This is a genomic window from Candidatus Izimaplasma bacterium HR1 (genome assembly GCA_000755705.1).
Taxonomy (GTDB): Bacteria; Bacillota_I; Bacilli_A; order Izemoplasmatales; family Izemoplasmataceae; genus Xianfuyuplasma.
The window spans coordinates 1399282-1422186 of record CP009415.1; the positions used below are offsets into that span (position 1 = coordinate 1399282).

23 protein-coding genes and 1 tRNA gene are annotated in these 22905 nt (G+C 30.0%); 7 read left to right on the forward strand and 17 right to left on the reverse strand.

The window, feature by feature from the left end; translation table 11 throughout:
- Positions 1 to 191: 191 nt before the first annotated feature.
- A complete protein-coding gene (locus KQ51_RS06785; RefSeq protein WP_038470563.1) occupies positions 192 to 932 on the forward strand; it encodes a hypothetical protein in 741 nt (246 codons plus the stop codon).
- Positions 933 to 1047: 115 nt separating this feature from the next.
- Here KQ51_RS06785 and KQ51_RS06790 read toward each other — a convergent pair whose 3' ends face one another.
- From KQ51_RS06790 to KQ51_RS09490, 14 genes are all read right to left on the reverse strand, one after another.
- Complete coding sequence (locus KQ51_RS06790; protein WP_038470566.1) at positions 1048 to 1452, reverse strand: hypothetical protein; 405 nt, start codon at positions 1450 to 1452, stop codon at positions 1048 to 1050.
- A 201-nt stretch (positions 1453 to 1653) separates the two neighbouring features.
- On the reverse strand, positions 1654 to 2256 hold the full coding sequence (locus tag KQ51_RS06795) for a phosphotransferase-like protein (protein WP_255350831.1): 603 nt from the start codon (positions 2254 to 2256) through the stop codon (positions 1654 to 1656).
- 375 nt (positions 2257 to 2631) lie between these two features.
- Positions 2632 to 3171, reverse strand: coding sequence for a hypothetical protein (locus tag KQ51_RS06800; protein ID WP_038470573.1), 540 nt, complete (start codon positions 3169 to 3171; stop codon positions 2632 to 2634).
- Positions 3172 to 3393: 222 nt separating this feature from the next.
- Positions 3394 to 4287, reverse strand: a complete 894-nt coding sequence (locus KQ51_RS06805) for a hypothetical protein (protein WP_038470576.1) — start codon at positions 4285 to 4287, stop codon at positions 3394 to 3396.
- Positions 4288 to 4577: 290 nt separating this feature from the next.
- Complete coding sequence (locus KQ51_RS06810) at positions 4578 to 4889, reverse strand: hypothetical protein (protein WP_038470579.1); 312 nt, start codon at positions 4887 to 4889, stop codon at positions 4578 to 4580.
- Between the two features lie 307 nt (positions 4890 to 5196).
- On the reverse strand, positions 5197 to 6900 hold the full coding sequence (locus tag KQ51_RS06815) for a M3 family oligoendopeptidase (protein ID WP_052609323.1): 1704 nt from the start codon (positions 6898 to 6900) through the stop codon (positions 5197 to 5199).
- Between the two features lie 298 nt (positions 6901 to 7198).
- Positions 7199 to 7864: a GSU2403 family nucleotidyltransferase fold protein gene (locus KQ51_RS06820; protein ID WP_038470582.1), complete on the reverse strand. Its 666-nt coding sequence runs from the start codon at positions 7862 to 7864 to the stop codon at positions 7199 to 7201.
- The gene (locus KQ51_RS06825; protein ID WP_038470585.1) at positions 7854 to 8171 is read right to left on the reverse strand and encodes a hypothetical protein; all 318 of its coding nucleotides are present in this window, start codon (positions 8169 to 8171) and stop codon (positions 7854 to 7856) included. The genes KQ51_RS06820 and KQ51_RS06825 overlap by 11 nt, the downstream gene beginning before the upstream one ends.
- 349 nt (positions 8172 to 8520) lie before the next feature.
- Positions 8521 to 9105, reverse strand: coding sequence for a hypothetical protein (locus tag KQ51_RS06830; RefSeq protein ID WP_038470588.1), 585 nt, complete (start codon positions 9103 to 9105; stop codon positions 8521 to 8523).
- Between the two features lie 695 nt (positions 9106 to 9800).
- Positions 9801 to 10679, reverse strand: coding sequence for a hypothetical protein (locus KQ51_RS06840; protein ID WP_038470594.1), 879 nt, complete (start codon positions 10677 to 10679; stop codon positions 9801 to 9803).
- Positions 10680 to 10813: 134 nt separating this feature from the next.
- The gene (locus KQ51_RS06845) at positions 10814 to 11452 is read right to left on the reverse strand and encodes a hypothetical protein (RefSeq protein ID WP_038470596.1); all 639 of its coding nucleotides are present in this window, start codon (positions 11450 to 11452) and stop codon (positions 10814 to 10816) included.
- A 141-nt stretch (positions 11453 to 11593) separates the two neighbouring features.
- A complete protein-coding gene (locus tag KQ51_RS06850; protein ID WP_038470599.1) occupies positions 11594 to 13009 on the reverse strand; it encodes a hypothetical protein in 1416 nt (471 codons plus the stop codon).
- Positions 13000 to 15366, reverse strand: coding sequence for a restriction endonuclease subunit M (locus KQ51_RS06855; protein ID WP_038471913.1), 2367 nt, complete (start codon positions 15364 to 15366; stop codon positions 13000 to 13002). Before KQ51_RS06855 ends, KQ51_RS06850 begins: the two co-directional genes overlap by 10 nt.
- 749 nt (positions 15367 to 16115) lie before the next feature.
- Positions 16116 to 16583: a helix-turn-helix domain-containing protein gene (locus tag KQ51_RS09490; protein WP_052609325.1), complete on the reverse strand. Its 468-nt coding sequence runs from the start codon at positions 16581 to 16583 to the stop codon at positions 16116 to 16118.
- 274 nt (positions 16584 to 16857) lie between these two features.
- Between KQ51_RS09490 and KQ51_RS09495 the strand changes: the two genes are divergently transcribed.
- On the forward strand, positions 16858 to 17703 hold the full coding sequence (locus KQ51_RS09495; RefSeq protein WP_052609327.1) for a tyrosine-type recombinase/integrase: 846 nt from the start codon (positions 16858 to 16860) through the stop codon (positions 17701 to 17703).
- 235 nt (positions 17704 to 17938) lie between these two features.
- Here the strand turns inward: KQ51_RS09495 and KQ51_RS06880 are convergent, their stop codons facing one another.
- The 3 genes from KQ51_RS06880 to KQ51_RS09715 form a co-directional block, all read right to left on the reverse strand.
- A complete protein-coding gene (locus KQ51_RS06880; protein ID WP_038470608.1) occupies positions 17939 to 18214 on the reverse strand; it encodes a hypothetical protein in 276 nt (91 codons plus the stop codon).
- Between the two features lie 352 nt (positions 18215 to 18566).
- Positions 18567 to 19049 (reverse strand): hypothetical protein, encoded by a 483-nt coding sequence (locus KQ51_RS06890; RefSeq protein ID WP_038470611.1) that lies wholly within the window; start codon positions 19047 to 19049, stop codon positions 18567 to 18569.
- 321 nt (positions 19050 to 19370) lie between these two features.
- Positions 19371 to 19446 (reverse strand) — tRNA-Arg (locus tag KQ51_RS09715).
- Between KQ51_RS09715 and KQ51_RS09755 the strand changes: the two genes are divergently transcribed.
- The 5 genes from KQ51_RS09755 (at position 19445) to KQ51_RS06910 (ending at position 22904) form a co-directional block, all read left to right on the forward strand.
- Entirely contained in the window at positions 19445 to 19612 is a 168-nt protein-coding gene (locus tag KQ51_RS09755) for a hypothetical protein (protein ID WP_158497954.1), read from the forward strand. The genes KQ51_RS09715 and KQ51_RS09755 overlap by 2 nt on opposite strands.
- A 75-nt stretch (positions 19613 to 19687) precedes the next feature.
- A complete protein-coding gene (locus KQ51_RS06895) occupies positions 19688 to 19888 on the forward strand; it encodes a hypothetical protein (protein WP_038470614.1) in 201 nt (66 codons plus the stop codon).
- Positions 19889 to 19890: 2 nt separating this feature from the next.
- Positions 19891 to 20163 (forward strand): hypothetical protein, encoded by a 273-nt coding sequence (locus KQ51_RS06900; protein WP_038470617.1) that lies wholly within the window; start codon positions 19891 to 19893, stop codon positions 20161 to 20163.
- On the forward strand, positions 20160 to 21689 hold the full coding sequence (locus KQ51_RS09500) for an immunoglobulin-like domain-containing protein (protein WP_052609329.1): 1530 nt from the start codon (positions 20160 to 20162) through the stop codon (positions 21687 to 21689). Before KQ51_RS06900 ends, KQ51_RS09500 begins: the two co-directional genes overlap by 4 nt.
- A gap of 21 nt (positions 21690 to 21710) precedes the next feature.
- Positions 21711 to 22904 (forward strand): immunoglobulin-like domain-containing protein, encoded by a 1194-nt coding sequence (locus tag KQ51_RS06910; protein WP_038470620.1) that lies wholly within the window; start codon positions 21711 to 21713, stop codon positions 22902 to 22904.
- The last annotated feature ends 1 nt before the right edge of the window (position 22905 follow it).

Below are 22905 nucleotides of genomic sequence, written 5' to 3' on the forward strand. Positions count from 1 at the left end.
ATATATTTTCAAGTCTAAATGGAGTAATCTCTAAAATTATCAATTTAGAAATGAACTTCATCAGGAGCATAGTATATAGCACTATATAAGAATAAATTAAAATAGTCTAAAACATTCATATGATGTATAATATTAAGCAAAGGGATTTATTCACATAATGAATTTCTAAATATGGAAGGGGTTTTTATAAAATGATTTTTCACAGAACACTTGGAATAACGAGTAAGCTTATCAAAGATATTGAGAAAGTCCTGTACTGGACAACAATTGTAGTTCAAGCAATATTCTTTGCCTACTATGGCTATTCAATTTATACAAACTTAGTAAATCTTACTTACTTGATTATTTACACATTACTCTTGGCTTTATCAACAATAGCATTCATCTATTTCCTAGCCAATTATCGAAACAAAAGTAATGGCAACGTTAAAACAGTAAAGAAAACTTTTAGGATCTTCAAATATGTTGTGAATGGCTCAATGCTAGCATTGAATATGATTGAAATTATTCGTCATGGTGGAACTGATATTGCTTATGCACTAATTGTATTCTCTTCAATATCTTTAATTATTCAAATCATGGTAGAATTTCTTAGATTTTTTGTTTCCGAGTATGTTACTCTATTCACAATTGCGTTAGACAAAGATACAGAATTCTTAAGGAAATTACAAGATGTTGGTGATTTTAAGGGAAATATTCTTGGAATGGTAGATGTACCTTTACAAGTTATTTCAAATAAACTTACGATTAGCACTCAAGAATTTAGTGAACATGAGAAACTTGTTGAATCGCTTGCCAGTATAAACAAGGAGAAAAGTTCTAGTAAGAAAAAAGCGAGACGTCAAGAAAATGCTAAAAGACAAAAAAATGAAATAAAAGAACATTTCAATACAATTAAAAGTAGTATATTTAAGAAGAAAAACAAGAAATAAAAACCCCTCAATTGAGGGGTTTTGCTTTTAATTAGTATTCCTGGAGGGATTCGAACCCCCGACCGATGTCTTATAAGATCTAATTCTCATCTATACCAATAATTTTAAGTAATAATCATACTAGAAGTGCTCCACTTGAAAAAACATAAGTAACAAATAATATAACTGCAATTGTTGTCCAAATGAAAGTCCAAAGTGTAGACTTGATAAAATACAACAAAAAAGTAGTATCCATTTCCCTGTTTTGTAAGAAAACAAATACATAGACTATAAGTGGATCAATAACAAAGTAATAGCCAATCCAAAAATAAACAATATACTCAGTCATATATATGTCAGTATTTCTTATATTAATATATTGTCCTAAAGTAATTAACACTACATATATTAATAAGATAAAAGATTGAATATATATAAGTTTGGTCTCTCTCTCATTCTTCAAAATTCTCAATCTAGAGAAAAACAAGGGCAATCCAATGAATATTGATAATCCAATTATGTTTAGTATTGTTAAATCCATAACACCCTCTCCTTCTATATTATTATAACATAAAATTCATGCGTTAAAACAAAGACCCAAAACGCCATCAGTCTAGGTAAATAAAGAATAGTCAAACCATAAATGGCTTAACTATTTAGTTCTTATCTGTCATTCTAGGAGGGATTTGAACCCCCATCCGATGGCTAAGAAGACCTATATTATGAATTGCATCTATATATATTAATAAACACTATCTATTTCTTGATATTTCTTGTACAAATCGAAAAATGCGTTATGTTTCGTATTGTTTTTTAGCTCAGATTTTATTATTTGCACATTATCCTCGAGACATTTCTCGCTTGTATTAATCGCTATATCATAAATTTGATGACTATGAACAATATTTAATTGGGATTCAGCTTGTCCTATTCTTCTGTTTCCTCGTTCAATTTCTCTTTTTCGTAAATCCTCTAATGAACTGTCTACTCTTACAAATAAAACAGGATAGTTGTGTAATACCTCTACAAACTTTTGAAGTACTGTACCTTGTGATTCATTATTAAGAAATACCTGATCTACTATGACATTATAACCTAAATCAGAAAACGATTTTATTGTATATATCATACCATTTAAAGCTTCATTAATTATAGCTATCCAATCTTGCTTCCAATGTTTACTTGAACTCATATCACAAAAAGTATCATTAGCTACCCAAAAGTAATGTTCCTCCATTTCCTTTTGTAGTTCTTTGGAAATTGTTGTTTTACCGGAACTTGAGACACCGTTTAAAATGATTATTTTACCCTTTACTTCGTTCATACTTTTTTTCCTCTTTCTTATTTTTTTTTGCTACATAGATGTAGATAAGTTATGAAATAATTCCATATTTCTTAACTACAAGTCGTAACACAGTACTATATACCACACAGTACCATATAGAATTGCATAAGTCAAGATGTGAAGTTGATATAATAACCTGAGTTACTTTGATCTGTGAAAAGACTTCGATAAAAAAAGTTAACCCATAATTGGATTAACTTTATTTTATTTTTTAGTGCCTTATGAGATCCAAACACCTGACAGATGGCTTAGAAGGTCTTTTAAATCAACTTTTACACTTCTTAAAGTTTATTTGGATTATAAATTACATCAAAATTTATGAAAATATATTATATAATCTTATTTTGGATATACCATAACTTATAAATTCTAATCTTAGTACTCCTCATGGTATGTATTACTGAGTTCTAACATGAAATCAACATGTGTTACCACAGTATCTATAAAACTTCCACACCAATCATCTACACCATCAGCTCTATCACACTCATAAGTATCTTCTAATATATTCACAGATATATTTGCAGTATTATAGATTGTTTGAAATCCAGCTGTGTAATAATCTAATTCAGCTTTTGCAGTAACATTACCTGAATCTGGATAAAACGTTATAAGAATTGTCTCCTCAATACCTAAGGTATTGCCTAATGATTCGTCTGTTCCGGTAACTTCTTTGGAATATGTAGCACTAAAATAATTTTCTTCTAAGTGATAAATAAAGTCAATTGAATCGATAGTATCTAATCTTGTTCCCCCTATAGTTTCAGAGTTATTTGCATTAGAACTGTATTCACACTCTACAAACGAGCAATTCCATCCACTATCCTCAAGAAATTCAAAAAAAGTAACTTCTTTGATAGAGTTACCACAAGAAGTTAATAATAGTAAAATAGATAATATCCATATTTTTTTCATAAAGCATCACCTTCCTTATATATTTTAGCATAAAAAAGGAGGGCAGTAAATAACCAATGAGCACCAATGCTCCCCCCACCTATGGCATTGTGAAAAAGGTATAAAATAAAAAAAGCCCAAAGGGCTTCTTTGCTTTATAATGGCATTCCGGGAGGAATTCTAACCCCCGACCGATGGTTGGGGATTCCATACATGGGATCAAGGTGCTTTAGGAACTATGTGTTACCTAGTTTGATAGAAAATCACACTTATACTATTATCAGTTTTATCTGTATTCGTTTTAAGTAAGTAATCAGTAGGATATACTTTATCACCATATACACGTTCAATTATTAATGGAATTTCATTTGAAGTGAAGTTACCCTTACTTCCTTGATGTCCTATTAGTAATCTTGATGCATCTGAATCAATATAAAGATATCTTGTATTCTCCGATTCAGATGTTTTTTCAATAACAACATCTATAAATGTAAACTCATTTTCTAACCATGTAAATACAATCCAACTATAGAATTCTAACGTGTCCATAGACTCAGCAGAATACTCAATATTAAATTGGGAAATTATAATATCTCTAAAATTAAATCCAGTTGCATTTTCATAATTAACAGTGAACTCATCATGCCAAGTATCATACTCATCATCAAATATAATATACTCCTCTGGTAGAGATAAAACTACTGAGTTTTTTGTAGTTAAAGATGATGTGTCCTTCGGTAAAATGGATAATATTCCTAAATCATTATTGATAACAATATGACCTATATCATTTGGATCCTCAAATATATCACTTATTAAGTCAAAGTTCTCATATATTAACTCACTAACATCATTAAGATGAATTAAAAACTCTCTTCTTGGTGATATATATCGTTTATAAGTGTATGTTGTTCCCTGCTCTTGAAATTCATTTGTATAAACACCAACATAAAATTCATTATCAATTAAATCACTATGTAGCAGCCCTTCATCAACCGATATTTCCTCACCTTCCATAGTTGGAATAAGTTCCTCCAAACTATATTCTAAAGTTACAATCTCGTCATTGAAGATATTCTCACATCCAAAAAGACTAGATGAAAGCACAATTAGAAGTAAAAATACGTATTTTTTCACCTTACCATCTCCTTCAAGTTAAATTATATCATAATCCAATAATCAAGTAAAATCTAGTATAACACCATCGATCTAGGGAAATTAAAAATAGTTAAACCATAAATGGCTTAACTATTTAGTTCTTAACTGGCATTCCGGGAAGGATTTGAACCACCGACCGATGGTTTAGAAGGTCTTTTTTCGCTTTTAATATCATTTCTGGAGGAACTCTAACCAAACTGTTTCTAGAAGATTTCTTTTAATCAAAAAGAAGTAGAAATCTACTTCTTTTGCTGTTACAACAATTGATATTATTGTAAATCGAATAAATTTCTAATTTCATTTATTTGATTTGCCATGAAATTCAAATTTATTTCTCGTTTGTATTCTCTTAATGGTACATAACTTTCTTTTTTCAATGATGTAATCCATTTAAAGGATGTCGTCTCAATATCAGAAAAGGATGAAATGCATCTTAATATGTATTTAGCACAATTAATCTTTGCCTCTAATGTTTTATCATTACAATGGTGTGACTTACATATTTTATATGCTTGATTGTATTTTCCAACTGAGATTAATTCTTTAACATTCTCATATACTTCTCTATCGGTTACAAGCATTTGAACCTCCTTTCATTTCAATTAATCAAAGCTCTATTGTTAGAATTATTATAATTACGATTCCTTGAACATCCTATCTCCCTTAAATAGTATAAAAAGCTGACAAATCAGTAATCTGAGATGTCAACTATATTTTAATTGTAGCATATTTGAAATTCTTTATAAAGAGGAAACATCTTCTATAAATAATCTTGCATTAATCTAGAAAAAAATAACCAAACCTATTAACGGCTTGGTTATCTACTTTAAAATGGCATTGCGGGAGGAATTCGAACCCCCGACAGATGGCTTAGAAGGCCTTTTTGAACTACATATTTATTATATCTTCCAGTTTATCTATTTGATTACTTACTTCCTCGACTATCTTAATCAACGTTTCATTATCAAAAGGACTATTCAATTCTGCCTTTCTAAGTAACTCTGATAATGAGAATTTTCCACCCATTTTGCATAAATCAAAGTATTTAGACAGAGCTTTGTTGTGGTCTTTTCTAGATATAGCATATATTTGGTACGCAACCATTTGAGAGATATTATAGTCTATCATATAAAAAGGAACTGAGAATAGCAAATCAATTCGATACCAATTTGTACCTTTTTTTAGGAATTCATTAGTATCATAATCTAAGGATGGAAAATACTTCTCCTCCAGTTTTTTGTACAATAATTTTCTTTCATCTTTCGATAATTCTGGTTTTTCATATACAATATGTAAGAACTCATCATACAAAGTGATTCTCAGCAAAGCACCAATTGATGATTCCAAATGACTGCTTCTATATTTATCAGCATCTTCTTGAAAAAATAGTTCCATCCAAGGCATTGTAAGAAGCTCCATGCTCATTGAATGTATTTCCATGATGTCTGGGGTACATCTTTGAAGTGGATAATAAAGATTTGATATCCTATTTGCTATAAATGCTTGGAATGCATGACCCGTCTCATGAGTAATAATTTTGACATCTCCAGAGGTACCATTAAAACTACCAAAAACAAATGGTGATTTATATATGTCAAAGTACATGTAGAATCCAAAATCAACTTTATTATCTCGTGACTCAAAATCCATCAAATCATATGACATCATATAATCAAAGAACTCCTCAGTTTCTTTAGACATCTCTGAATACATTTTCATTGCTTGTTGTTTTATCCATTCAGCATTCCCTTTTAGGGTTGGATTTCCATCAACAAAATTGATAGCCTCATCAAAATACTTAAAGTCTTCTATCCCCAATCTTTTCTTTTTTTTATCAACTAACTTCTCGTTCAATGGTACAAAATGTTTCACCATCAACTTATAGTATTTTTTTAAGTCAGAAGGGGAGTAATCAATTCTATTTAGACGATCATAACCTAATCCAAGAAAGTTGTCATAACCAAGTTTGTGAGCTATTTTTGTTCTAACATTTACTAGTTTATCAAAAAGTTCATCAAGATGTTCTTCTTGATTCTCAAAAAAACTCGACATAGCTAATCTGACTGCTTTTCTTGTTTCACGATCTACACTTGTAGTAAATTGTGGCATTTGAGTTATAGTATATGTTTTACCTCTAAACTCAACTTGTGACTTAGACATCAAAATAGTACGCTCCTGAACAAGTCTGCTTTCTTCAATTAGCAGTTCCTTCACTTCTTCTGAGCTAGTTCTCTGTGCAATTTGTGCTTTCTGTAAATAATACTCTCCAAATAGATTAGTAATTTCCTCTTGATGCTTTGAATCTAAAAGTTTCTTAGCAAAAATAGTCTCATATTTATCAATTTCAAAACCAATTGTATCTAGACTCTTCATTACCTCACTATAAAATTCATCCGATGTATCAGAATAGTGTCTTAAGACTGCTAGACCAATAGCAGTATCTGTCTTTGCCTTAATCTTGACAATCTCATTAATAGCATTTAATTCAGTCTCAAAATCATTATTGTTTGCTAAAAACGACAAGTTATACTCCATATCATCTATATACTTATCTAAATTTATACTCTCATACTTAAGTTCTTTAATTAACATGTAACTCCCCCTCTCATAAATGTAAACCAATCTAATACTACCATATTCATATAAGTGAAGTAAATAACGATTTAGGACACTATCTTTTATTGCAAATTAAAAATAGCTAAACAATAAATGGTTTAACTATTTAGTTGTTTACTGGCATTCCGGGAGGGACTCGAACCCCCGACCGATGCCTTAGAAGGTCTTTTTGATTAAAAATATGAATAAAATCTAGCTACATCCAAATCTTTTATCTGTAGTGTAAGAATTAGATTTCTTATATGCACCTCTGAAAAAATCAAAGTACTTTTTTTTATATCTCAGGAAAACTTACACTATTATCATTCAAGTATTTCCTATACGCCTTTTGTCTTTTTAATCCAAAAGAAGCGATAATAGTCTTAAATTGATTAAGTTGAACTACATCCTTTTCAATTTCTTTGTATACAAGATTAATTGACTCCAAATCCTTTAGTTTTTTTTCTTCCGAGCGTTTACCAGATATCAATACTTTTTGCAAAACATATGCTGATGGACTAGCAACTTTAACATTGCAACCTTCAAAATTGACTGTTATAAAACCTTTATCAAAAAGTTCCAAATTCCCCAACTGTTCAGCATTCACTCCTAACGAATCAACTTTCACTATGTTGTTTTGATTTCTTTTTAATTTTGCTAAAAACTCTATCTCAAATCCATCTGGTGAGATAAATTTTGATTTTTCTGTCCCGGAATCAAACACCTGATCAAAATTGATTGGTTTCAAAGTTTCACTAACACTCTTTAAAACCTTGATATTCTTCGTTTTTGGTATATAGCAATCAAAATCAAGAGTTCTTATTGATGGAATAAATCCAACAAAAATCTTAACATAAAAATATGTCGCCCATGAACCAATAACAATCACATTTTCGAGAATACCACTTTCTCCAAAAGCTTTTATGATTTCTAACAATTTATCTTCGTAACTAATCTTCATAAGCTTTCAATGCCTTTCTCAATTTTTTCTCTTCGTTTTTAGCTATACGTATATTGTTATTAACTCTAATATATTCCTCTGATTTTTGCCTTTCCTCATTAGCTTTTTCTACATTACTAAGAGAGCAAATGTACTCATTTATAATCTTATTACCTAGTCTATTCTTTCTATACATATATTCTTTCCCATTCCGATTCGATATATATATACTTCCTTTAGGTAGTTTTAATAATATTTCTTCATAACTTTTCTGATTTCTCAAATTTCTCTCGAGTTCTTCTTCTAATACGCTTTTCAATATACTCATAATATCACCTGAATTTAGTATACACCATGTGTGCTACATTTGCAATAGATTTTATAATTGTAGCACATGCACGTGTGCCACATAAATTGATATATTTCCATTTGTAGCACATAAATGCGTTAATATACTATAATCAGTTGCAAGATATACTATATTCCTTATCTATTGGAAATAAAAAAAGACCTAAAACTAGGTCTTTTACTTTTCAACTGGTGTTCCTAGAGGAATTCGAACCCCCGACCGATGGCTTAGAAGGTCTTTTTACTATATGTACTCTTTTTCAAACACATAGTAAAGAGTTCCTTACTAATCAAGAAGTGAGTATTTCACAATCCATATCGAATGGTATTTACCTAATAAATATTTCATCTAAAAACTCTTCAAGATTATGTGTTCCATAATCATCAGGTCCAGATCTCACTACATTCCCTGATTCATCCTCATAAAATATTGAAGAATAACCCTTTGATAAAGCATAACTTTGAGATTCTTTAGAGTATGTAAGATTCAAGATATATGTTTTACCTTCTTCTAGTTCATATGAATGCATAACAATTACTCTAATCAGTGGGACTTCATCTTCGCTAAAACCTGTCTCAAACACTTTAAAATATGCATTGTAATTAACACAATTATAATCTTCAATTTTGTAGACTTCTCCATAAATAAAGTTGGTTCTTCTATCAGAAATCATTTCATCAAGGTCTACAGGTGCAAGATTGTCTACTTCATAATAAACTTTTTGTGAATCTTCTAAATCATCACAAATATTTCCTTCTTTAGGTACAAATTCGATATCTGAGTAATACTCCTCATATACATCCCCGTAATTAACACCTTCAGATTCAATAATTTGGGATCTTCTATGAAAATCACACCCTGATAGCAAAAATAGTAATATCCCAATAACCGTAAAAGTATATATATGTTTCATTCAATTATCTCCTTCCTCATATTATATCATAATAAATATTACCAAAGATAGCTAATAAAAATAACCAATCCATAAATTGCTTGGTTATTATACTTATACATGCTATTACCAGGATTATTTTGATCCTGGATTTATGGTTTATAAAGATATCTCTCTTCTAATTATGTTTCTACATAAAACCTTACTTAGTGATACATTCTCGTATTAACCCACATATTGAAAACAATGAAGAAAGACAAAATAATAACCATATATGTGGTACTACAAATAAATAGAGGTGTAAACTTAATTCTATCTTTTATAATCAATATAAGAGTTGAAATCCAACATACCAATGGTATACAAATAAATATAATACTATATGTTGCGATCTTAACAAAGGAATAATCACTATCCGTACCAGACATAAGCATCCATAATCCTAACCTAGAAAGTAATAATCCAATAATAAAATATAAAACATTTTTTCTCATAACATTCATCTCCTTCCTAAATATTATAACATAATTTACTGTAGCGTATACCGTTGCTCTTGGAAAATAAAAAATAGCTACACCTTAAATGGCATAACTATTTAGTATTTAACTGGCATTTTGGGAGGGATTCGAACCTCCGACCGATGGTTTAGAAGGTCTTTTGCGCAAATTAGATGATATTGGACGCAAATTAACAAAGAAACAGATTAAGAGAAATCGCTATACAATGCCAATCTTATTTGCTTTGTCAAATTTCAGAAGATATTCATTATGTTCCTTTGTAATTTTTCGCACTTTCTCAATAAACTCGCTTGTATTTTTTCTTACTATACTAAATGTCTTTGTTGTCAGTTCTAGAAGAATGAACATAGAATATTCCAACATGTAATACAAATTGTGATAATATGCTTCTAAATATACATCCTCATCTTCTTTCATAGAAAAAACAAAATTCATATCTGCCCTAACAGTCTTATAAGCATCGCCTCTTGTTGTGAAAAGGTGATTCCCTTTTTGCCAAAAGAAATTTAATCCACCTAAGTAGTTATTATCAAATCTAATTTTATAGATTTGCTCTATCTTCTCATTATTCATAAATGAAGTTGTATTCATTTTCTTGATATTGCTCAAAACATCATTTCTCTTATTAATCAGCAGCTTATGTTTTTCTTCAATACTTATAACTTTACCTTGCAATAAATCTCTAGTGAAACTTATGTGATCAATCAAAAGTTGCTCAAAATAAAACAATGTGTCCTGAATTGGTTTCCTAGATAATGTGAATCCAGATGACAATCGTCTTTTATCTAAAGCATAAAACGAAGTTTCAAGATTTTCAATAAAGTCCTTTAGCATCATTTTAATGTTCGTTTTTGCATAAATATGCAAAAATTCCACTTCTTTATTTTGCTTTAATGCTTCATCAAGTAAGTGTACATCATTGGTAGTGTTCTCATTTATAAACTGCCTCATATAGTTATTGGCATTAGTTTTATCAAATTTTATCTCATAATCTACAATATTTTTTATCTCTTTTAAATACTCCAAGTAGCATTCGTTCAATCTTTTAACTTCCTCTAATATATTAATCTTTTTCATCCCCTTTATTTCTAACTACACTTCATTTAATTTTAGCATAAAAAAGAAGTCAGTAAATGACTTCTAATTAGCATTTAATCTAATACTTCTACTACCTATGGCTTAGAAGTTCTTTTTTTTCAACTGAGGTATATTCATTCATCATTACCATAGGGAGGGGAGCATAAATTATCACTTATTGATAACTCAAACTGTTTTCTTAACCCCGTTTTGGAGCTATCCAAAGGTAAGAAAAGAACTATCCAGTTTGAACAATTAAGATTCTTGGGTATTCCATAAGAACGGAATATATCTTTCAATACAACCTCAACAATTTTATTGTTTTCAAGATCAATTCTAAATTTCTTTATGTTCGGATTAAAATTAGAATCCTCATTTACTATAACTTGCATTGTTGATTTAAATACCTTTTCATCATATTTTTTAAGAAAATGAAAGTGACTAGAGATCCTATTTCTACAATTACTACCCTCGCCTCTATAAACCAAAAAGTAGTCTTTTTCGAAATATTTAAATGAATATTTTTGTGTTGAAGGAATATCCACTATAAGATAGTCTGTAAATATAAGATATACTCCATTTTTTGCAGATATATCTTTATATTCAAGAAGATTAAACTGAGATATAGTATATCCTTTTATGTTTCTTTTGCATACACCCTTATCCAATAATGTCTTCAAATCGATAATTACTTCATCTACTTGATGTCTAAAAGAATTTCCAAGCTTATCAAAACATTTGTTGTAATCCTCTATTATTTTTGACTTATTCATACTCATACCCCTTTTCTAACAATGTCTACAAGCAAAAATGCGTCTAATATGTTTAATAAAAAACTTCTCAGAATACATAGTGATAAATGTAAATATTTATTCTTGAAATTAGACCCATTTTTTTTCTTAATCATTTAGTTATCAAATATTATCGTTAATTAGATCGTTGATCTTCATTCTTTCCTGATTTACTCTTTCAATTATAAGCTTCTGTTTTCTTAATTTCTTTCGAATGTTAGTTACGATTTCAGATTGCTCTTCTTCATCTAGATTAGGAATCATAATATAATCCCATTTATCAATTCCTAGTTTCTTAACTGATGTAATTGTGTATTCTCTATTAACTTGTGCTTCAAAAAGAAAACTATTCAGATAATATATCATAAAATCAGTATTTAAATCCAATTTAGGTTTTAACTTAATGAAATTCTCACTCAATATCAAATTATCCTTCTTTAATCCCAAAATTTTTGTATCAATATATGCAACTTTGCCTAGTGTTCCAACAATTGATACACAAAAATCACCAGTATGAATACTATACCTCTTAAGTCCATCATATAATTCTTTAGATATATATTTTAATTCTTGTTTCTGAATACCTCCGAAGTCCACTTCGGCCGGTCTCAAATACCTATAATCAGTGTTGGAGTTTGAATAACTAAATCCCTTTGGTATTCTTTTTCCTCCTGATAATTTGAAAACTTTTGATAATTTAATCCATTTATTTTTATCAGAAACTACTTTATCGATCTTATTCAAGCTAACATGATGAAAGTGAGTGCTCATTCTAAGATGATCATTCTTCGCTACTCTGCATAAAGGAACATTGAAGTGTTTCCTATTTTTTTCATTATTGTATAACTTCTTATCAACAGCAAATTTATCTGCAAAAACCTTATTAATGATCACTTTAGGTTCTACAATCATTTTTTCTAGCTTTGAAATATTTTTTTCAATTATGGTTATTTCCTTCTCAAGTTTATCTTGTATTTCATTTGGAATAACAGGAATTAATACTCGTAGTAATTCTATAGGGTTTACTCGAAGATGTGATGGTGTTTTACCTGTCTGCATATATGAATAAGAATTAACCATATTGGGATGTAATAGAATATATTTTAATAGCATAGTACTCATTTTACCATTATTTACATAAGGTATTATTTCAGTTGAACCCAGCAGATCCATATCCTTGATAGTGTTTTTGAAGATATATCCTCTAGTCATTCCTAATTTTGATATTAGGATATCAGATCCTGTTAAAATTGATTTATCTGAACCTATCTCATCAGTAATTTGAATATTTCTAATAATTCCATCATTTTGCTTCTGATCTGAAATGTTAAGAACTTTGTACTTTTTCTGCAACATACCCTTTTTTAACTTCTTTGAATTCATTTCCGTTATGAAATACCCAAGAGGAAGCTGGTTGAACTTGGAAGTAAATACTTCCCATTTTTTTATCTTTGAAATATACTGATATTTCTCATCAAGTCTACAATGTATACTAATTGCCATATCCTTTAGTTTTGAATCAAAAGTAATTACTGCCATACAATACCTCTCAGGTGATCAAGTGCAGTCTCTAGTTTCCCATCATCTACAATTATATCCCCATTCTCATTAGTTCTGTACAAGTCGTTGGGCATAATTTTCTCTCCTCTTGTGGTTCTTTTATACCCTAGGTTCTCAAGTTCTATCATAAGAATATTTTGATCTAAATCTTTCGCCACTTGACTAAATACCCACCAAGTATTTACTCTACCAAATAGATCCTTTGTATCATTATCGATCTTCAAAGTTTTATCAATTTCATCCCTATATTTAGCAATGTAATCTTCTGGTGTCTCAAATTTCTCCAAATCAAAATCCACAATTAATCTTGTAAGAATATTGATATCCTCTTGCTTGGAAAGATTCTTGATTGATGGATATTTGCTTCTGCTTTTGCCATCAACATATACTTTTATGAGGTTCTCCACTCTAGTTTTTAGTTTCGAATACTCCCCAGTATAATGAGACCATAATTTATTCCATTCGCAAATCTCTTGTTTTTCTTTTTTTTGTGCAAACAATAAACTAGTTTTAGTACTGGTGTAAGGCTGAAATGCAAGTTGAGGTAAAGAAACTACTGCTTTAACATTAAAGTATTTGTAGATAAAAAGTCTAATATACTTATTTTCTGTAGTATCAAAAACACTATCAGGTAAAACGACTCCAAATCTTCCTTTAGGTTTAAGTAATTGATACCATCTTTCAATAAATAGATTCTCAGAATTCTTTTTAGATCCAAAAATAAATTCCTTCTTTACATTTTTTTTAGTGTCATTATCAAGATTAACACTGAATGGGGGATTTGATATTATACAATCAAATTGGTTATTTACTTTTTTATTATTATATAGCGGATCATTGTCATATTGTTTCAAGAAATTAGGTGCAGTTTCCTTGTTATAAAGATTAAATGGTGATAATCCATCTTTAACAAAAATATTAGTAGATCCATCTCCATGTAAAATCATATTAACTTTTGTTGCAGTTCCAAGATTAAAGTTGATTTCTACACCATAAATATATTTTGAAGCCCATTTATTTTCTCTATGATCTGGTAAAAACCAGTTTGCATACATGTCCTCAACATCTCTGGTATCTTCTATTTTGTCTTTAAATCTTCTTTTAACATTTTCTGTAATAAATCTCATATACTCAATTAAAAATGTTCCACTACCTGCACTTGGATCTATTAGGAATGGTAATTCAAGTTCATTATTAATTTTATTAATAGCTAGCTTATCTAGTTGTAGTCCCCATAACAAAAACTTAACAATATTTATGTGCGTGAAGAATTGTCCTTTGCTTTGTTTAAATCCATCTCTGATTATTCCTTCGAAGAAATCACCAAGGATATCTTTTCCACTTAAACTATTTTTTCCATCAACAAAACTAAAACGCTCTAACTCTGAAATAGTATACTTTAGTTTATTTAAGGAAAACTTATTCTCATCGATAACATAGGATTTATTCACCTTCGCATCATCAACTATATTCATTCTCTGTTTAAGAGCTCTTCTATATAAACCATTTATTCTTTCAAACAGTACTTCATTAGAGTCAAAACTTTCCCCATTTTTGTATGAGAAGATTTGAAAGTCATACTTTTCACCACTTTTCTTCTCACTCTCATCCTGAATTTTTGCAAGGATAATATTAACTAGTGATGAAAAAATATCATTATCATCTGTTCCTCCGCCACCCCATAGTACATTATGTAAATTCTTTCTCAAATTATCTAATTGCTGATGAGAAAAAGATGTATCTAAATCTTTCTTACCACTCTTAATAAATGGTATCTTTTGAGGTTTACCATATCTTTCAGGAAGAGTATCAACATATTCTCTTGATTTTACCCAACTTGAAAAAGAACTGTATTTCTGGTAATCAATTATCATACACTTTTCTACAATGGCATCTCCAATAGTATCAGCAGTTAATAAAACAAGATACTTCACAGAATTTCCCATTCCAATTTCCTGTGATGCAAGATTATATAATTGCTTTTCTATTATCTCATCTTTGTCGATATCATACTCAGAAGCGCTTTTAAGTTCCATAAATAGAAATGGGTCCCCCTTTGGGTCCTTAACTACGACATCTATCCTTGGTTTGTTAACCTTAGGTCTTCCAATATCATATTCTTTTTCTATTTCTATGTCTTTAGTTTTATACCCAAGTTCATTTACAAGTTTAGCGAGAATAAAAGATCTTACTACTTCTTCATCCCCCCTGTATTTTCTAATTTTCATACCTTTTAATGAGCTTGTGTACTTAACTTTTTTCGAAGCAAAATCATAAACCTCTACAATTTTACTTTTTTGGTTGTCTAAATATTTTTCAACTACATCATATTTCATAATTTTCCCCATTCTATATTCATTTTCAACACCTTTTGTTTTAGTATTTTCGTTATCTAATTGGTATACATTCTTTCTTGGAACTCACTAATGACTCCTATGTAGATAAATACTTAAACAAGTGATATTTCAAGTTGCTGGTACAGACTTTAAAAAACACATTATCTTATATATTATATCATAGATACAGTCTGATAAAATAAAAAAAGAAGCATTAACTAGAATGTTTCCTCTTTTTTAGATCTTTCCCTCCCATTATGGGTAAAGGTTCATCAATAATACCTAAAATATAGTTTACAGTGATTCCAGTAAGTATACTAAATCTCTTTATAAAATCAAGCTCAGGCTCAATGCTATTTGACTCAATTTTGTTATAATGGCAGATGCTTACATCAAGATTTTTACAAACATCAATTTTAGATAAGCCAGCAATCATTCTGCAACTATAAAATCTCATTTTCTAGTAGCTTTATAGTTTTTAGCAAATTAATAAAAACTTGTACTTTCTCAATTTTAACCTCAAATACTAATCCCATGAATATTCTTTGAGTTTCATCTGATACGAAAATTTCAAGTTCCTTCTCCTTACTGTTAGAATGCCTTCTATACACAATAAATTTTAGTATTCTCTCTTGTAACAGTAAGTGAGTAAAGCCTGTACTATATGTGAATCTATATTTATTACAGAAATATTTGAAAATTTCATAATGTGTTTTACTAATTCTAAATCTAACTCTATTATTTCTCATCTACAGTTCAACTTTTCCTTTCATCCACATGTCATCAATAAATAAGTCAAATGATTTCAAATTAGTAAACTGGTTTATTTCAGATTTTAAACTTTGCAGATGCAAGTATTTAGCTTCTAACTCATTTTCTAATCTTTGCTCAGTCAATGTTAACTTACTTCCTCTACTCCCTGATTCATTTAAATATTTCTTACCTAGTTTGTTAATTTCAATATAGGTATTTAGATACTCATTAAATAAAATACGTATCAATATGAATCCGTTATCAATATCATCTCTGTAAAAAAAGTAGCCAACATCTACTTCAAAGAAGTCCGCTATTAGGATTAGTAACTCATAACTTGGTTTTCTATTATCATTCTCAAACCTATTATAGGCAACTGCAGTAATTCCTAAAGAATCAGCAACTTCTTTTTGTTTTAATTTTTTTTTCATTCTTAAATCCTTCAATGTACTTCCTATTCTCATGTAATCACCTCAATATGATTATAATATAAAATTTCCATAAAAGAAAGAAAAATCATTGACTTTTTCTATTATAGAAATTATAATGAAGTTATAGTTTCTATTTTAGAAATTATTGCACCTAAAATTACCGATACAGAAATACCCTTCGCTTGGAAAAGCGAAGCGGGGTGGCAGTAGGTAATACCCACCCTACTATGCTTTTACACCCCCTCAAACAAAATTAATATAGATTACCAAATTAATTACTAGAAAAATCAGGAAAGGATGTGATTACATGGACTTTATTACTGCTTCTAAAGAGTTTTTGGATTATGTTGAGATAACTAAGGCAAATGGTACTTTGGATGTTTACACTAGAAAAGTAAAGATTCTTAATAAGTATTTTGGAACTACTGATATTTCTGTCATAACGAAAAAAGATGTAATCAAGTTCTGGTCTTGGAGAAAAGCTTCGTTACCCAATATTAAACCTCAAACATTAAATAAATATAGGACTGTCATAATACTAATAATTGAGTATCATACTGATATCAGATTGAAAGTTAGGAAGCTACGGGAGAATCATATAATGATTGAAGTTATTGATCCTCATACCGTGTTTACTGTATTTGAATACCTAAGACAGCAAACAACGTACAAAGAAGGATTAAGAAATTACGTTCTATTTAAACTGATATTTGATACAGGTTTACGAATCAATGAAGTATTAAATCTCAAAGTAAGCGACTTCTCCTTTGAAACGAATACTATACATGCGAAAGTTACAAAGACTAAGAGAGAAAGATTTGTATACTTCAAAAATGATACTAAAAAGCTTATTAAACAATTAATTACCAGAGATAGAGCAATTGATTATATTTTCAAGAGTTACCAAAAAGACAAGCGACTAAGTGTCGATAATGTTCAGTCCTTGTGTTTTAGAATTGAAAAGAAGCTAAATCTATCTTATACCATAAGACCTCATGAATGGAGACATACATTTGCTACTACTTTTCTTAAACGTGGGGCAGATTTGGAAACATTAAGATTGATATTAGGTCATGCATCAATTAAGACCACACAAAGGTATTTACATCTAGATAATGACTTCATTAGAAATGAATATTTCAAAGTAGCATAACAATCACAATGTAATTGTAATTAAAAACAGCTCTAGTAAGCTGTTTTTTTATGTTCTAAGAATGTTATGAGAAAAGTCCTCTAAACCGCTAATTTCAGCCACCGACCGATGGCCATACCTTTATAAATGACTATATTGTAAACAAAAAGGCTAACCATAAATGGCTAACCTGTGCTTTTAAATGGCATTCCGGGAGGGATTCGAACCCCCGACCGATGGCTTAGAAGGTCTTTTTTTAGTATACACTTACTTGTGTTCCCATTGGTACAACAAAAATAGTAACTATTCCACGATTTACAACCCTAAAAGATAGTGCATGAATATCAATATCATTTTTGTAATTTGATAAGTCAAGTTTGGCTTTCTTCAAAAATTGATCCTTAAACTCCAAAATTTCATTTCCATTCAAAATGATAGCTTTGTCTTTATGTGCATTTACAAATGAAAAATCTGCATTATTCACTCTGAATTTCTTTGTGTTGCTTCCATGATTATAAATTCTAATTTTCATTTTATCACATCCCCTTCCTATACATTTTATCATACCAAATTATCTATGTAAACAAAGGTCTGGCTGGCCATCGGTCTAGGTAAATAAAAAATAGCTAAACCATAAATGGCTTAACTATTTAGTTCTTAGCTGGCATTCCGGGAGGGATTCGAACCCCCGACCGATGGCTTAGAAGGCCATTGGTCCATTTATCGATAGGTTTATGTATGCACTTTATTTAAGGTAAACAACTAATATTTTAAAGATAATAGCTTTCTTTCAGGGACAAAGATTTATCTTTGTATAGTAAAAAGACAACTCTATCCTTCTTCTGAATGAGTTGCCTTTGGCTGTTATCTTTTACTCAATACTTCTACTGAAAATCATCTATTAATAATATCTCCTTACATTCTATATCCTCAACCAATGGTACTAAAAAAATCATTAATTCCTCAAAGGATAACTCAAAATTTAGAAGAACTATATTGGAGTCATTTGGTGATTGAATGATATTATATTCTATAAGATTGTAACGTTCTACAAACATCCCATTAAAATACGAACCGTGCTCTGTAATAAGTTGTTGTTTGTACAAGGGTTCTATTTCCACGAAAATATCTTCGGGAATACTATGATATTCATACAAACTTTGGATCTGCTCTCTATCTAGAAAAATACTAACTCCGTATATCCCTTCACCAAAATAAACATTGAACTCATCCTCATCTAAAGTACTCAAGATACCATCATTAGTCATGTAGGAAATCTTAGTTTGATCATATTCTATATTCCTGCAACTACTCAGGAATGTAATAAAAGTAATAACCATAATAAACAAAAACTTTCTAACTCTCATATTATCTCTCCTATCATTATCTAATTTCATAAGCATACCCAAACATAATTGAATGTGTGAGTAGTTAGATTCATCTTCAACAAGAACTGAGTAGCATGAATCTGTCGAGGATTGCTCTGTAATGATTATCTAGGACACATACCACCTTTTGGGCATAAAAATAGCGACATGCAACTTTCCTTGTTGATTATATTTTATCATATTTAGATTTACTTGATAAGAATAAATTGAATTCAGTTATTGTTCTACATACTATAGGTGTTAAATAATGTATATATAATTAAAAAAGCAAACCATAAATGGCTTGCTTTTGCTTTAAAATGGCATTCCGAGAGGGATTCGAACCCCCGACCGATGCCTTAGAAGGGCATTAGAAACCAAAATAGAGGTGATTTATGGAAGGAAATGTTAGTAGTAATCGAGAGAAGGCAATAGGGTTTATAAAAGCATTACCAGAGCCTTATAAAAGCCTCTCAGATGAGAAATTAAAAAAGATTTTAAACATTAGTAGTACTTATGTTTATAAGAAAATCCAAAAAAAGGAAACTAAAAAGACTGTTTAGTTAGCTTACGAGCTACGACTGTCTTTTTTTATTAAAAATAAGTCCGATGTCGGACATAATGAGGAGAACAAATAAATGAAGAAAACAATTATCGTAATTGCATTATTAGTAGGTTTATATTTTGGTCTTAAAGATCAAGGAGTTATTCCTGAAACAACTATTACTTCTGTTGAAAACAAAGTCGTTGAAACATGGAATACCGTAAAAACTGAAACACAAGATTTCTGGAATGATTTATTTCCAAACGACGAAATTGTAGTAATGGAAGGAAGCTAATTATGGAGAAAAAGGAATATTCATTATTTGAGAAAAGTAGTTATTACGAAAATAAGATGAAAAATAGCAAAAACAAAAAGCAAAAGGCAATTTACAAAGGTAAACATGCTCAAGTAGAAAAAAAGATAATGCGAAATAGTATTTTAGGTCATGTTTCAGACCTTAGAATCGAAACAAAAAACAACAAACATGCAAATAGACATTTGGATAGCATTGTGAATACAATGGCTATGTTATTTCCAAAGAAAAAAAGAACTAGGAAGGTGAGAAAATGAAAAAATTAATGTTAATGGCTTTATCAATGATAATTAGTATTATCGGTTTTGGCCTTGGAGAAGAAAATGCAGATTTAGGTGCTGCTAGTTATGGAGCAAAAACATCAAGTATTTATCAACCATTTGATGATGGTTGTGGTAGTGGTTCGTTTCTATCAATTCAATATCCGGAATTCATCGATAGTGATGATACTAATATGGACGTTACATATTCAATCATTAAAGATGTAAACACAGTTTATGAGGCAAAATTGAATGGTGAAACAGTATCTCTTGGTCTAAGTTTTAGTGGTACTCAATCTAAAACTATTTCATATACTCTTGATGGTAGCGATATTGATGGTGAAGATTCAACAAGATATAAGATATCTGTCAACAATGTAATGTATTGTAGTGGTGGTAAGATTTCTCAAGGTACTGCTACTTTATATATTGGTATAAATAACAGTGATGAAACACCACCATTAATTACTGGTGCAACTGCTGTTTATCTAAATAATGTAGATTCACCAAATTCAGTAGCTACTTTTAAAAGCACATTAACTGCTACTGATGAAACTGATGGAGACTTAACCTCTGCAATTACAGTAAGTCGTGATTTATATACAGGTAACGAAGATGTATTAGGTGATCATGAAGTTGATTTTACTGTTGAAGACAGTTCAGGCAATAGTACTACAATGACAATTATATTTAGAGTAGTTGATGTAGTAGATCCAATTATAAATTTAGTTGGTGGTACGGTTTATGTTGAATATCCTTCAACATTTAATGAACCTGGATATAGTGTAACGGATAACTTCGATACTGATTTAAGTGTTAGTGTAAGTGGTTCAGTTACTAACGACACTTTAGGAAATTATACTTTATATTACAACGCTACTGATAGTTCCGGTAACTCTGCTACACAAAGAACTAGACTAGTTGTTGTTCAAGATACTACTTCCCCTGTTCAAACTTTATCAGGTCCAAGTAATGTTTACGTTGAGTTTGGTGATAATTTCACCGATTCAGGTGCTACATGGACTGACGCTTACGATGGTTCAGGTTCTTCAGTTGTTACTGGTAGTGTTAATGTTGGTGTATTAGGTACTTATAACCTCTACTATAATATTACTGATAGTAACGGAAACGTTGCTACACAACTAACTAGAACTGTTGTAGTTAGAGACACTACTGCTCCAGGCTTTGTTGGTGAAACAGATTATACATTTAATACTGGAAATCCTTTCGCATTGTCAGTTATTTTAGACAATATCACTGCTTCAGATATTTATGATGGTGATGTTACTAGTTCAATAAGTATAAAATCAGATAATTATACAGGCAATGAAAGTATTAAAGGTGTTTATACTGTTGTATTAGAGGTTGAAGACTCTCAAATGTTGAACTCTGAATATACAATTACGATAACTGTAATTGATAATACACCTCCAGAATTTAGTACTTCAGCTAATTTATATACACTTGATTATGCTAATTCTTTATCAGTTGAGCAAATGCGTACGATATTAGGATTAGATTAATAACTTGAAGGAGTTGAGATTATGAAAAAGAAATTATTCTTAGTTTTCTTCTCAATGTTCTTATTTATCTTCGGAACTTTCAGTTCTTTGGCAGCTGAAGGTTTTGAAGATAGTGATTATGTTTACATAAATAATGTAGATAGTCCTAAGACAGTTGAAGAAATACAAACTGAATTAACAGCTACTGATCCATTTGATGGTGATTTAACTTTAGAAATATATGTAGTCTTTGATAACTACACAGGCAACGAATCCTCATTAGGAGATTTTATCGTTGTTTATGGTGTAACAGACAGTGGTGATATCGAAACCACCATAGCTATAACTGTTAGGAATGTTGATGTTTCTCCTCCTGAATTTGTTGTAGTTCATGAATCATTAACAATTCATGAAGGTAGTAATTTAAGCTTGAACTTACCAGATATAACTGCTACTGACATTTTTGAAGGTGATCTAACCGAAGAAATTGAAATTACTGGTTTGGATTTAGTTGATCCTGATGTTATTGGTGAATACAATTTGATTTACTCAGTATCAGATTCTTCAGGAAATAATATTACCCAAACTTTTGTTCTTAGTGTTATTGATGGAGTAGCACCAATTTTAACTGGTCCAGAGGAAATTATTAAAAGAGCTGACTATATTCTTGCAAGTGATTTTTACTTAGAAATGTATTCTGCTTATGACAATGTTGATGGAACTCTTACTAGTGAAATCGAAGTCGTTGGAGATAATTACTTAGGTAATGCTAATGTACCTGGTACTTATGAAGTAATTCTTCGTATTACAGATGATTCAGGTAACATAACTAGCAAAACATTATTAATTACAGTTAGTAACAGTATTAATGCTTTAATGATTATTGATGATTATGACTTTTATGTAAGTAATCAAGATTTATTTACTGAAGCCGAAATTATTGCAGAATTAAAAAGCATTGGAGATTTATCAAATGCAAATTACATTGTAGAAAAAACAAAAGATACTTATACAGATACTTTTGATAGTTTAGGTTTACATGAGTTTAATTTTAATCTACTTAGTGATGATGGTAACGAGTATCTTAGAGAAATTGATTTTCATGTAATTTCTTCAGATATTAACTTAGTTGTTGAGGATCCTTCAGGTTGGGATAAAGTTGGTATATTCATTAGTAACTACTGGATTGTTGGAGTAGTTATCGGAGTAATTATTCTAGGTATAAAAAGGAAGTGAT